The 13,231-nt window shown below is 39.4% G+C and carries 9 protein-coding genes and 1 tRNA gene; 6 read left to right on the top strand and 4 right to left on the bottom strand.

What is annotated here, in order from left to right; all coding sequences use genetic code 11:
• Window positions 1-34: 34 nt before the first annotated feature.
• The 5 genes from B3E00_RS14535 (at window position 35) to B3E00_RS14515 (ending at window position 6,501) form a co-directional block, all read left to right on the top strand.
• Window positions 35-1,369, top strand: a complete 1,335-nt coding sequence (locus B3E00_RS14535; protein ID WP_293939009.1) for a metal-dependent hydrolase family protein — start codon at window positions 35-37, stop codon at window positions 1,367-1,369.
• 230 nt (window positions 1,370-1,599) lie between these two features.
• Window positions 1,600-2,409, top strand: coding sequence for a hypothetical protein (locus B3E00_RS14530; RefSeq protein ID WP_293939007.1), 810 nt, complete (start codon window positions 1,600-1,602; stop codon window positions 2,407-2,409).
• A complete protein-coding gene (locus tag B3E00_RS14525) occupies window positions 2,409-3,173 on the top strand; it encodes a methyltransferase domain-containing protein (protein ID WP_293939006.1) in 765 nt (254 codons plus the stop codon). The genes B3E00_RS14530 and B3E00_RS14525 overlap by 1 nt, the downstream gene beginning before the upstream one ends.
• A 9-nt stretch (window positions 3,174-3,182) precedes the next feature.
• On the top strand, window positions 3,183-5,333 hold the full coding sequence (locus tag B3E00_RS14520; protein ID WP_293939004.1) for a sensor histidine kinase: 2,151 nt from the start codon (window positions 3,183-3,185) through the stop codon (window positions 5,331-5,333).
• Window positions 5,334-5,415: 82 nt separating this feature from the next.
• On the top strand, window positions 5,416-6,501 hold the full coding sequence (locus B3E00_RS14515) for a hybrid sensor histidine kinase/response regulator (RefSeq protein ID WP_293939002.1): 1,086 nt from the start codon (window positions 5,416-5,418) through the stop codon (window positions 6,499-6,501).
• Between the two features lie 99 nt (window positions 6,502-6,600).
• On the opposite strand, the gene B3E00_RS14510 is transcribed toward B3E00_RS14515, so the two are convergent.
• The 4 genes from B3E00_RS14510 to B3E00_RS14495 all read right to left on the bottom strand — a co-directional run bounded on the left by B3E00_RS14510 (window position 6,601) and on the right by B3E00_RS14495 (window position 11,742).
• Window positions 6,601-7,065: a response regulator gene (locus B3E00_RS14510; protein WP_209576897.1), complete on the bottom strand. Its 465-nt coding sequence runs from the start codon at window positions 7,063-7,065 to the stop codon at window positions 6,601-6,603.
• 246 nt (window positions 7,066-7,311) lie between these two features.
• Window positions 7,312-7,384 (bottom strand) — tRNA-Lys (locus B3E00_RS14505).
• 138 nt (window positions 7,385-7,522) lie between these two features.
• Window positions 7,523-8,284: a hypothetical protein gene (locus B3E00_RS14500; RefSeq protein ID WP_293939000.1), complete on the bottom strand. Its 762-nt coding sequence runs from the start codon at window positions 8,282-8,284 to the stop codon at window positions 7,523-7,525.
• A 317-nt stretch (window positions 8,285-8,601) separates the two neighbouring features.
• Window positions 8,602-11,742, bottom strand: coding sequence for a S41 family peptidase (locus B3E00_RS14495; protein ID WP_293880304.1), 3,141 nt, complete (start codon window positions 11,740-11,742; stop codon window positions 8,602-8,604).
• Between the two features lie 271 nt (window positions 11,743-12,013).
• Between B3E00_RS14495 and B3E00_RS14490 the strand changes: the two genes are divergently transcribed.
• Window positions 12,014-13,201: an MFS transporter gene (locus B3E00_RS14490; protein ID WP_293880302.1), complete on the top strand. Its 1,188-nt coding sequence runs from the start codon at window positions 12,014-12,016 to the stop codon at window positions 13,199-13,201.
• The last annotated feature ends 30 nt before the right edge of the window (window positions 13,202-13,231 follow it).

The raw sequence follows: 13,231 nt of genomic DNA, 5'->3' as shown, positions 1-13,231 counted from the left end.
TGTCATATTATATATCACCGTAATTCTTCATACTATGCGTCTAGGTCAACTACTAACTCTATTTCTTTGTATAGTTTTTCTACAGGCTATCCAAGGTCAGGAGAAGCAGGTTTTAATAGAAAATGTCAAACTGATTGACTTTACGAGTCAAATGCTAACCTCTCCAAGGTATGTTTTAATAGAAGGCAGCACCATTCAGCACATAAGCGCGTCTCCAATTAAGGCGAAAGATAAGGATGTCATTCGAATTGACGGTAAAGGCAAAACCCTCATGCCGGGTTTGATTGACGCCCATGTACATTTGGTATTTGGCGCTTTGACAATGCCACAGATGATGACAAATGACTTATCGGAAGAATTTTTGTTCAATACAGTAGGCAGTTCGGCTCAACAGATGTTAATGCGTGGTTTTACAAGTGTACGAGATGTCGGTGGTCCAATATTCCCATTAAAAGCTGCCATTGATAAGGGCAAACTTTTGGGACCTAGGATATGGCCATCTGGGGCTACGATAAGCCAGACGGCAGGGCATGGGGACTTTCGTACTCCTGAGGAAAAATCACGCCGCTTTTTTGGAGTAGTCTCTCGTGCAGAACGATATGGTGCCACATTTATCGCCGACGGGCGTGCCGAGGTATTGACTGCAGTGAGAGAAAATTTGAGATTTGGAGCGAGTCAAATTAAACTCATGGCAGGCGGGGGCACTTCTTCTGCATACGATCCAGTAGATGTAACCCAATATACTCTTGACGAGATGAAGGCGGCAGTGGAAGCGGCAGAAGATTGGGGAACTTATGTCACCGTACATGCTTATACACCAAGAGCGATTCAAAGAGCGATCGAAGCTGGCGTAAGATGTATCGAACATGGACAATTGCTTGACGAAGAAACGTTGCAGCTAATCGCAAAAAACAATATATGGCTAAGTTTACAAAATCTTGTGGAAGATACGCCGGATATGGATCCGCAACGAAGAATTAAGCGTAAGCCTGTCATAGAAGGTCAGGAAAAAGTGTGGCCTATGGCTAAAAAATATGGCGTAAAACTAGCTTGGGGTACAGATTTCCTTTTTGAACCTGATCTGAATAAATTGCAGAATGCTTTTATATTGCGACTTCAAAAGTGGTTTACAAATGTCGAAATCATTAAAATGGTTACACACGATAATGGTGAACTTCTACAGCTTTCAGGATTAAGAAGTCCATATCCGGGCAAACTAGGAAGTGTTGAGGAAGGCGCGCTGGCAGATCTCATCCTTGTTGATGGTGACCCGCTCAAGGATCTAAAATTGTTGGCAGATCCAGATAAAAACTTTTTGGTAATTATAAAAGATGGTCAGATTTATAAAAATACCCTGCAGAAACATTAATGCTGTGAGGTGGACATTATGATGTCAAAAATATAATTTAATAAGACAATAAAATATTTTCGATGAAATCGGTTAAAATAGGTAATTTTTGCCTATATAGATGAAAAAAATCAAATAATTCCATCATTGAAAAGTACAGATAATTTCTTTAAGATATAAATTATTTGAAGAATAAACAGCTTTGCATTTAATTGATTAGATTTGCGTTTAAACGATAAATCAAGCATTCGGTGGCATTATTATTCAACGAAGGACGTCCAGTAGTAAGACTAAGAGCATTTCGGGCTATCGACGATCCCCAAACCTGTGAACGTTTCATAGAAGGACACGCGCATGTATTAACGGCAATAGGCGTGAAGAAGGTGACTTCCTCCAAAAATGACTGGATGTATAATCCGGCATCATTCGTGCTGATCGTAGAATCCCTTGATGGCGACAAAGTCTATGGAGGAGTACGCATACACGTATCTGGTGGTAGCGAACCTCTTCCGATTGAACAAGCAACCGGATCGATGGATGCTAAAATTTTAGACCTTGTTTATGAGTACGCGCAAAAGGGAACAGGTGAAGGCTGTGGGCTATGGAACTCGCGAGAGATTGCTGGATATGGCATTGGCAGCATATTTTTAACACGGGCTGGCGCTGCAATCAGTACACAGGTCGGCATTAAATCGCTATTTGCTTTATGCGCTCCTTATACAGTAAAATTAGCAGAAAGTGTTGGCTACCGGATCGACACCAGTGTTGGAAATAATGGTACATTTTATTATCCTAAGCTAGACCTGCTGGCAACTGTGATGATTATGCGAAACCTAGAAACCCTAACCGAAGCCGATCAAGAAAACAAAGATGCAATTCTTTCCCTTCGTAATAATTCCAATATTGTCCGCATAGAAACTTTGCGGAATAAAGAAATTGAAATCCATTATCAAATTGATATTCCGAATTTGAATCAATGGGATCTACATGAGATTATTAAAAATCTGAAACATACATCATTAGACCATAGGCCAGATGATCGTAATTTAAATATTTTGTAATGGACAATAAGCATTATAATGCCGGATACTTGATGGATACCGGTGATTTTCTTAAACAATTGAAAATACATTCATACACTCCTTTCAATTCGATTAAAGAGGGCGTGGTTGTCGATCTTGGTTGTGGCACTGGAATGGATGCCATCAACTTGGCGAATATGCTGGGTGATAATGTACTAGTCGTTGGTTTAGATCATGATAACACCCTAATTGAGCATGCGAAATCAAGCGCTGCAAACATAAAAAATGTAGACTTCGTTCAAGGTGAGGTTTACAACCTTAGCTTTGCAGACAATTCCATCTCCGGTATTAGAATGGAACGCGTTGTACAACATCTATCGGAAGCACAAAAAATGTTTGCCGAGGTTCACCGTGTTTTGATTGAGGGGAAACCTCTGGTTATCGTTGAGACCATCTGGAATAGTCTGACATTCTATAGCAAACATGTGGGTATTGAGTCAAAGATATGCCATTATTTGACCGATGAAAAAGTGAATAATGGCTGGGCCGGAAATAAATTAACCTCAGATCTATTAAATCAAGGTTTTAAACACGTAGAATTGCAAACATTTTGTATGGTGGTGCGCTCGAAAGAGGAAGCTAACCGTTATCTATTTTTAGATAAAATCCTTTTAGAAATGGTCGAAAAAGAGCAATTGAGCACCGCCGAGATGGAGGAATTTCAAAACACATTGAACCAAGCTGACGAAGCGGGCTGCTTCCTTGTCTCTATGAATTTAGTTATCGCCGAAGCAAAAAAATAGCATATTGTGATGAGATGCTGGCTTAACCTAATTTTCCTATTGATCTGTACATATAGTCCGCCCTGTTTTGGAGAGGTTATTATAGAACACCCCACGCAGCGCTTATTGATCGGATATGGCCTAGAACGCTACGAAGGCAATGGACGGCCTGATTTTTCAGATACTTCGGATTCATCCTTCCAATCTTTGGGAAGCAAAGTCCCCAATTTAGGTACATCATCTTCTGATATCTGGCTCCGGTTGCCGATGATAAATAAGGGCAAAGATAAACTTGAGCTCCTACTCGAGATCGCCTATCCTCTTCTTGACGAGGTCGAATTATTTATACCCTCACCAGATGGGAGTTATAAATCGATCAAGTTGGGAGAACATCGCCCTTTTTCGGCTAGAAAATATAAGGTACCTAATTACGCATTTGACATTCAATTAACAGGGAATAAGAAAACCACATTTTTTATTCGAGTTAAGAGCACCGAACAGATTATTCTACCAATCTATTTAAGTAACGAACGAAGTTTCTTAAAAGAAATGAATGATGATAGCTTATTAAGCGGTATTTATATCGGAATTGTCTGCATTATGGCAATATATAATTTATTTTTATTTTTCTCTGTTCGGGAGAGGGGCTATCTATATTATGTACTATATGTTCTTTGTGCAGGAATAACACAAATGGGAATTAAAGGTTACAGTTTTCAATATTTATGGCCAAATTGGACGTATTTCGCAACAAAAGGGCCGATTATTTTTGGATGTCTATCAGGATTATGTGCCTTACTTTTTGCAGATTCATTCCTCCAATTATCCAAAAATGCGCCTAGATCACGGCGTGTGATCACTTTTTTCATTGTCCTCTTTGTCATTGGCTCAGTTCTAACACTACTAAACCTTACCCAACTGGCATTTACAGTTATGCAATTAACAACGGGGGCGGGGTCTTTATTCGTCCTTTACTTATCCTACCGTGTGATGATAAATGGTTATAAGCCCGCTAAATATTTTGTTTATGGTTGGACGGTTTTATTGTTGGGTTCAGTCGTATTCTTACTAAAGGACTATGGCATCCTACAATACAACGATTTTACAAGCAACGCTGTACAAATTGCTTCCGTTGTTGAAATGGCTCTATTATCATTCGGTCTCGCTTATAGTATCAATATCTTAAAAGAAGAGAAAGAAGCCTCGCAAGTCAGGGAATTAGCGATTTCGTTAGAAAACGAAAGATTGATACGCGAGCAAAATATAGTGTTGGAACAAAAAGTGGATGAGCGGACACGTGAATTGACACAATCTAACGAGTCACTACAGACCACTCTTACTCACCTAAAGGAAACGCAATCCCAGCTTGTTGAGGCTGAAAAGATGGCGTCCCTTGGTCAGTTGACAGCCGGGGTTGCCCATGAAATCAATAACCCTATCAATTTTGTCACATCGAACGTTGCCCCATTAAAACGTGACATAAAGATGATCTGGGAAACACTGGAGGAAGTGGAACGTATAGCCTTTAAAGAAGGTATATCGGATACAGAAAAACAAATTCAGATTAAAAAATTTAAAGACGATCTAGATATTGACTATTTAAAAACAGAGGTGGATTTTTTATTAAAAGGTATGCACGATGGAGCTCACCGTACCGCGGAAATAGTCAAGAGTTTACGGATTTTTTCACGTGTGGATGAGGATACATTAAAATTTGCCGATCTGAATGAGGGACTTGAATCAACGATGGTTATTCTCAATAGTCTATTGAATAACACAATAGAGGTTGATAAGATCTATGGAGATATGCCGAAAGTAGAATGTCATGCAGGTAAACTTAATCAAGTATTTCTGAATATTGTTACAAATGCTATTTATGCTGTAAATAAAAAATTCAACCACGAAGTCGGTGGAAAAATATGTATTGAGACCGGAGTTTATAGCGATGACACTTCGGTTTTTATCAAAATCGCCGATAATGGTATTGGTATTCCAAAAGAAATTCATGAACGGATCTTTGAACCGTTTTTTACGACGAAAGACGTCGGCGAGGGGACTGGTCTAGGAATGTCCATTGCCTACAATACTATTGCAAAACATCATGGTCGGATTGTTGTAGATTCAGAAGTGGGACAGGGTACTAGTTTTACACTAATCATTCCCATTCAACAAAATGATTAGTATAACTATAAACTTAAAATAGTTCAATTAACTATTATTTTTTCATATCTTTTGTAAGGGAATAAAACCATATAATAAAATTATGCAGAGGGAGTTTGAAATACTATATATCGATGACGAAGCCAACAATTTAGTTAGCTTTAAAGCGAACTTTAGATACGATTATACGATCTATACAGCATCCAACACAACTGAAGCTGAAAAGATACTTCATACTCATCCGGATATCCGTATTATCTTCTGCGATCAACGTATGCCTGATGAGATGGGCATCGATTTTTTACACCGCATAAAAAAAGACTTTCCAAAGCCAATCCGTATTCTTCTAACAGCTTACGCCAATATGGAAACTGTAATTGAAGCAGTCAATAAAGGACATATATTTAGATTTGTCCGCAAACCCTGGATGAATGAAGAGATTGTTTCGGCTATAGAAGAGGCAAATAAATTTTATGTTGCAAACTCCATGCTTGAGGTAAAAAATCGCGAGCTACAAAAAGCTTATGATGAATTAGATAAGTTTGCTTATAGCGTTAGCCACGACCTTCGTGATCCGTTGACCGGAGTTCTTTCCGCTGTGAAACTTGGACTGGAGTTTGACAGCGTAGATCGAATTCATGAGTTGCTCGCGCTAATGGATAGTTCATTAGTTAGTTTGGACGCTTACATTGACAGCCTACGCGACTATTATTTACTAAGACGAGGCGAGCTCCTGCTGTCCGAGATAAATTTTGAAGAACTCTTCGGCAATATACGTCAATTTTATAGTATGTATACGCAAAATAAAGAGGTCGCTTTTGAAATTTTAGTGGATCAAAAGGAGAATTTTAATGGAGACAAGGCGCTTCTTGAACTCATTTTACATAATCTTCTTTCTAATGCTTTTAAATACCAAAGTAAGGGGCAAGAGAATCAGTTTGTCAAGCTTTCTGTTTTGGTATCAGAACGTAAAGCGAAAATAGTTGTGAGCGACAATGGAATAGGGATATCGCCAGAGTATGTTGACGATATATTCAAACTATTCTTCAGAGCTAGTGATCAAGCTAAAGGGATGGGGTTTGGACTCTATAATGTTCAAAATGCACTCTTTAAGCTCCAGGGAAAAATTGAAGTGCAATCACAACTCAATCAAGGTACGACCTTTACTGTCGTCATACCGAGCAAATAAGCCTTTTACAGTTGACCATCATAGACGATGGAAAGCTTATCAAACTACGAGAAAACATCAACAAGCTTAAAAGATTACTTTCCTAAACTTATCTTATTTTTACGAAAGTAGCTTTTGGCGTAACAAAAATTCCAATTGGTCGTTAGAAGTCTCTAGCTGAGAATTTGTCTCCACAATCTTTTGACGTTCTGCATATACATCATAAGCGCGCTGAATCGTCTGATCGAGTTCCTCTTCGCTCCAAGGCTTATTGAGATAATGAAAGATTTTTCCTTTATTAACGGCGTCAACAACAGCAGCCATATCCGTATATCCTGTCAAAAGAATACGCATAGGGGCGGCATTAATTTTAATAATCTGCTCCAAAAACTCTACACCAGTCATTTCTGGCATACGTTGATCCGTAATAATAATGTGTATTTGATTGTTTTTGACAATATCGATTGCATCAGCGCCACTAATGGCGGTAAATACGGTATACTTTAGCCGAAATGTCGCTTTAAAAGAAAACAAATTGTTTTCTTCATCATCAACGTACAATATCGAAATCTTCTTGTCTTCCATAAGCTTATCTTCTGAAATACAAATTTACGCAATTAATTTCCTGAATTAATAACAGATTAAAGAGTTTTATGTTTTCCGAGCAGAAAATATTCGATGACCAATACGATAAGCGGATCTCATAGCCAAATTTTATAAACTCCCCACGCTACTAATAACATGAAGTTAATAACTGAAATAAGTAAATTATCAAGGTTGTTTAGCAATAAAAAAAGCCATCCTACGTACGTAAAACGGCTTTTTTGGAAGTGACCCCGCTGAGGCTCGAACTCAGGACCCACAGATTAAGAGTCTGTTGCTCTACCAACTGAGCTACGAAGTCATTCGATAGACCAAATGTAAGGTTCAACGCAGAAAAAGTCAAGTGAAAAAGAATATTTTTTTGACTTTTATGACATTCAAGGGAGATTGTTAATGCATTTGTAATAATCAAGCGAGCCGTATAAAGAGTCTCTATACCTTAATTCGTCTTCCGCTCCATATTGTGCTTCGTCTTTGGAACAGTTATCTTTCCCATGATCATTGGCCTAACTTCCATTTCTATTGGTTTATCCAAATGCATTTGATTCCCATTTTTCAATGGAACCACCACCGTTTTATACCCTAACATTTGTGCACGGAGCTCTTGATTTACCCCAAGTAGCGATCGTGGTACCCAAAGCTGAAAATTCCCTTTATCATCCACTTCAGTACGATAATTTCCTAAAGAGACCGTTGTTCCCGCCATACTCACATCACTTCCCGCACAAACCACACGACCTTTTATGCTAACCTTAGCACTATCGGCGCTGTCCTTTGATACTTTGCTATCGTTTGTTAACACGTCGATGTGGCCTTGCTCTTTAACCTTATTGATTCCCATCGCAGACTGTACAACGACTACTTCCCCCGTCAATTTGTTTTGTGCCTGAGCCGTATAAAGACTCAACGATCCGACCAACATGAATCCCGCTGCGATTCCTGTCCATCCACCGCGCCAAATAGGGTTTTTAGCAAAGGAAACATGCGCATCTAATTCGCGCATTAATTGGTCTTCATAAAATCTCCCACATAACCTTCTATTAGAGTTCTTTATTTCATTTACAATCTCCTGATCATCCATCTGAGAAAAATCAACAACGATCTTCTTACATTGACCACAGAAACGGCCTTGCTCCTGTGGAGTCATCTTATCCCAATCTGCCGAGCAAGCCTCTTTTACCTCTAAAAAAATCTTTTTCATATTATCTCCTGTTTAGTTTTTTGGAAGGGATGCAACACAATCAGCAATTTCACAATGAAACGCAACATAAAACCATTAACACCTAATAAGCAACAACTTAAAAATAAAAACCATTTAAAATCAGCTACTAATTTCCACAGGACAACCGTCAGAACTAGATGAGGAAATCATAGAATGCAAAGCGAAGAATAGCAAAAGCGACAAATAACAAGGTGCGAAAGAATATATTCAAAGAAAAAAAAGCGCTGCAAAAGAATAGGCTGTCCAACTTTGTTAGACAGCCCATTTTCATGAAATAATTCTAGTGGATAATAGAATTATTTTATGGCACCTAGGATCTCCTTTATTGCTCTTTCCAATTGCGGGTCTTTATTTTCCATCCGGTCCTGGACTGTATTTTTCACAAGTATATCCGGTGCAACTCCAGTTTGCTCGAGGTCCTGACCATCAAGGGTGTAACATCCCCAAGAAGGAAGTCGATAGTTTGATCCGTCAACTAAACCTTTTGCTGACGTAAAAATAATCCAACGATAGGTCTCGTTACCAATGATTTTACCCAGTTTTAATGCCTTAAAGCCCGCTGCGGTCATTTCTGCATCGCTCAAAGATTGCTCATTAATTAACAGGACAATCGGTTTGGCTGCCGGTGCAAAATTACTTTGTGGTGCACGCTTACCCCCACGATATTGCCATTGCAGGTAAGGACGCTGAGACAAGAACCTTAAAACTTCATCATGGACATTTCCTCCTGTATTATACCTTAAGTCTAAAATTATCCCCTGTTTATTGTTCTCCTGCTCGGCCATGTCAATCAAAAAGCGTTGCAATTCAGCATCAGACATGTTCTTCATATGGGAATAGGCAATCTTGCTACCGCTCAACTGGTCTACACGGCTTCGGTTATCTCTAATCCATTGGTCGTAGAGCAAATCTTTAAACGTTGTGCTGGAAACCGGACGAATGTTTGTCTGAACTTCCTTTCCCTTGCGATCGAAGGTCAATTGGATCTCTTCCTCCAAAGAAGGCCAGGTGAAATAATTATCGCGGTCGGCCTGCGTATTTAATTTTGTTCCGTTTATAGCAAGGAGGACATCCCCCTCTTGAATATCAACTTCCTTTTTTGCAGCCGGGCCATTTGCAACAATATAGCTAACCTTGTAAGGGTTAGTGGCATCATAAAGTACACCGATTTCATTCGTTACAAAACCAAACGGTTTACGTTCTTCCTGCCCAATTGAACTAAAACCCAAATGCGACGAATTCAGTTCACCCAACATATCATTTAATAGGATACGCAAATCTGTCCGATCGTTTATCCCTGGAAGATACTGTTCATACTTCTTCTTGACAGCTACCCAATCTACCCCATGAAAGTGACTATCGTAGTAATTTTCCTCCAGATTGGCCCATGTTTCATAAAACATTTGACTGAACTCCTTCTCGAGATCCCGATTGAATTTAAAACTCATTGTCACCGCATCAAGTTTATTCAGATCCAGGTTATATTTCTGAATTGTTCCTCTGTTCAAAACGAAGTACTTCCCTGAAGACGCTACAAATTGGCCAAAGCCTCCATCAGTGACTTTTTCTGTTTTAGCTGGCACAAATAATTCATAAACGGTCCGATAAGCACTATATTTTCCTTCGTGGTTGGAGGAATAGAACAAATAAGATTTATCGCCCTTTTGTACAACCAAAGGATTAAATTGCGTTCCAAATGCAGGGCTAACTTGTTCAATACGGTCACGCAAACCTTCTAAATCCAATTGAACCAAAACAGTTTTCTTTGCATCGCTGGCTGGACTCGCGACTGATTTAGGTTTTAATGTTGTATCTCTTTTTTCGGGTGTAACAAATAGTTCATCAAACTTTGTGCTACGATAAGGCTGATCAAAATTGGTCAAAGCCATCCGAAAAATACTTGAGTTTTGCATACCGGTGGGGTAGGATGGTTTGGTTCTGTTACTCGCAAAATAAATATATTTACCATCTGGAGACCAATATGGTGCTGCCTCTGTAACACCTGTATTTGTCAAATTAGTGGTTTGCTCATTTTTCAGGTTATACACAAAAATATCTTGTTCAAAATTACGTATAGCTGTAAATAAAAGATAGTTTCCATCAGGGGAAAATGAAGGTGAAGAATTTTGAAATGCCCAGATTTCGTCTCTAACCACTATTTCACTCTTCAAACTTGTCAAATCCAGTATACGAACTTCATCACGCCCGCTCAAGTATACAGCTTTTGTTTTATCTGCATTAAACGTAATGTCACGGTTGTTACGCAGATCTTTTGTCAATTGCTTTACCTCTCCTTTGCCGTCTGCTGCGCGTGAAAACCAATTTTGATACCCGAGATACGTTTGGTTATAGAGCAATGTTTTACTGTCTTTAAGCCACTTAACTTCCATAATACGTTCGCCCTGACTTGGCATCTGACGAACAAACTTTCCTTCGATATCCGACACAAACAATTCCCCGCGGGATACAAACGCCATTTTTTTTCCGTCCGGAGAAACGTCGAAATTACTGATGTTACCTGAAATGTTAAACTCCTTCAGCTTTCCTAAGACCTGGTTGCGGTTAAGAGCGATGCTAGGTTGCATCGTTTTCTTTGCATTGACATCGTAAATATAAAGTTGGTAACCCTTTTCAAATGCGATTTTACGACCGTCTGCTGCGACAAACGGGCGTTTGATTGATTCTGAGAAAGCCGTCAATTGGATCTTCGACGATCCTGCTATTTGATAGAGATTATACTCACCATTACTTTCATCGGACACATAGAATATGTTTCCTTTTTGGTCGACTGTTGGCCAAAAATCTTTACCAATATAATCGGTATACTGGTGAAAAACTTTTGTTTTGGGATTATAACTCTTAATATCTGGATTGAAAGCTCCTTTATAGCGTTTGCGGTTGGCTGAACTATAACCTTCCCAGCTGTCATTGAATAATAATTCGCCTGAGGGTGTTGGCACCACATTGCTGATATAATTAAAGATATGGGGAAACAATCTTGTTGCCGTTCCACCATTCAAAGCAACCTGAAAGGCACTCATTCTATTGTAACGGGATGAGGTAAAATAAAGTGATTTACTATCCCAGCTCCAGCTGTCCACTTCATCCGAAGCATCGTGGTAAGTAAGCTGACGAATATCTCCACCCGCCAGCGGCATCACATAGATGTCCATATTACCATTTTGATTGGCCGAGAATGCCAGCCATTTTCCATCCGGAGAAATGCGTGGATTGATCTCGTTTCCTTCCATTCCGGTCAACCGAACTGCAACACCGCCTTGACTCCCCACTTTCCAAAGGTCGCCTTCGTAGCTAAATACCATTTCTTTACCATCGGGACTTAGTGTCGGATGGGACAGAAATGTGGGTTGCTGGGCAATAACACAGGTTGTTCCAACATAGGCCAGTAGTATACTTAAAAATAGTTTTTTTATCATGTTATCTAGGAGGCTAATAATTGTTTGCCAATACAAAGGTAAAATTGGTAGCGAACAAACCACCATGAAATAAAGAAGATTTTTATCCGATCGTGTTTGAAATAAGCAAAAACAACTGTGCCGTATATAATTATCTTATGCTTAGACCAACAATAAAATAGGGGCATAATAACCCGCCTATCTCGAAATCCAAAAGTTTACGTATTTTTTGACTCAATATATTCTTTAATGAAATACTTATCCTTAACTTTGCACCCTCAAATCAGAAACTATGGACGCAACGTTAACTCACTCAGAAGAAGATCTTTATAAGAAGCGAAATCGTATAAGAATCGCGGTTTCACTTTTCTTTTTTTGCCAAGGAATTGCGTTTGCATCCTGGGCAAGTCGCATTCCAATTATTAAAGCACATCTTAACTTAAGTGAAGGGCAATTAGGTACCATATTATTAATGCTCCCTGTTGGGCAACTCGCTACGATGGCACTCTCAGGAAAGCTGGTCACAAAATATGGTAGCGCCAGTGTTTTACGCATTGTACCCATTGCCTATGCGCTGGTGTTATGTTCCATACCTTTTGCACAGAATGCTTGGCAATTGGGGGCTATATTGCTTCTATTCGGGGTAAGCGGTAATATGTGTAATATTTCGGTTAATACGCAAGGAGTAGCCACCGAACAGATCTTCAAAAAATCAATTATGACCTCTTTTCACGGCGCTTGGAGTATCGCAGGCTTTACTGGAGCTTTAGTCGGTTTATTGACGATGAACTTCGGACTGAATACGTTCTCCCATTTCTTACTCATATTAATCATTGTCATCGGGAATACGCTAATCAATCACAAGTATCTGGTGCCAGGAAAATCTCCCCAAAAGGAAAAACGCAGTTTCTTCGCTAAACCAGAAGGCGGACTACTTCAACTCGGTATTATTGGCTTTTTCAGTATGGCAACAGAGGGAGCAATGTTTGACTGGAGTGGGGTATATTTTAAAGAAATCGTACAAGCGCCCGAAAAATTTGTTGTCGTTGGATACGCTTCTTTTATGATCATGATGGCCACAGGTCGTTTTGTTGGCGATGCGGTCATCCGTAAATTAGGTCGAAAAAGAACGCTGCAATACAGTGGACTGTTAATGTTCATCGGAATGATGACCTCGGTTATTTACCCTGAATTTATCATCTGTACCTTAGCATTTATGTTGGTAGGTATAGGCGTAGCCTGCAACGTTCCTTCGATCTATAGCCTTGCCGGACAAAACAAAAATGTACCTTCAGGCGTAGCTTTAGCCATGGTTTCAAGCATCAGTTACCTAGGATTTTTAATGGGGCCACCTTTAATTGGCTATATTGCCGAAGCGTTTAGCCTGCGCTATTCCTACGGTATTTTTGCATGCTTCGGCCTTTTAATGTTTTTTATGGTAGGGCGACTCTCTTTATTTAAACAAACAAGCCCCGCCTAATTTTTCGAAGAAGCAGCTGATCGAAATTTC

This window comes from Sphingobacterium sp. UBA5996, from assembly GCF_002429765.1.
Taxonomy (GTDB): domain Bacteria; phylum Bacteroidota; class Bacteroidia; order Sphingobacteriales; family Sphingobacteriaceae; genus Sphingobacterium.
Note: the sequence above shows the minus strand (reverse complement) of the source record. Positions and strands in the feature narration are given on the sequence as shown.

What these genes read in the sequence shown, in the direction of transcription:
- B3E00_RS14535 (WP_293939009.1), top strand. Translation starts at nt 35, where the DNA reads ATGCGTCTAGGTCAACTACTAACTCTATTTCTTTGTATAGTTTTTCTA.
- B3E00_RS14525 (WP_293939006.1), top strand. Translation starts at nt 2,409, where the DNA reads ATGGACAATAAGCATTATAATGCCGGATACTTGATGGATACCGGTGAT.
- B3E00_RS14520 (WP_293939004.1), top strand. Translation starts at nt 3,183, where the DNA reads ATGAGATGCTGGCTTAACCTAATTTTCCTATTGATCTGTACATATAGT.
- B3E00_RS14515 (WP_293939002.1), top strand. Translation starts at nt 5,416, where the DNA reads ATGCAGAGGGAGTTTGAAATACTATATATCGATGACGAAGCCAACAAT.
- B3E00_RS14510 (WP_209576897.1), bottom strand. Translation starts at nt 7,065, where the DNA reads ATGGAAGACAAGAAGATTTCGATATTGTACGTTGATGATGAAGAAAAC.
- B3E00_RS14500 (WP_293939000.1), bottom strand. Translation starts at nt 8,284, where the DNA reads ATGAAAAAGATTTTTTTAGAGGTAAAAGAGGCTTGCTCGGCAGATTGG.
- B3E00_RS14495 (WP_293880304.1), bottom strand. Translation starts at nt 11,742, where the DNA reads ATGATAAAAAAACTATTTTTAAGTATACTACTGGCCTATGTTGGAACA.
- B3E00_RS14490 (WP_293880302.1), top strand. Translation starts at nt 12,014, where the DNA reads ATGGACGCAACGTTAACTCACTCAGAAGAAGATCTTTATAAGAAGCGA.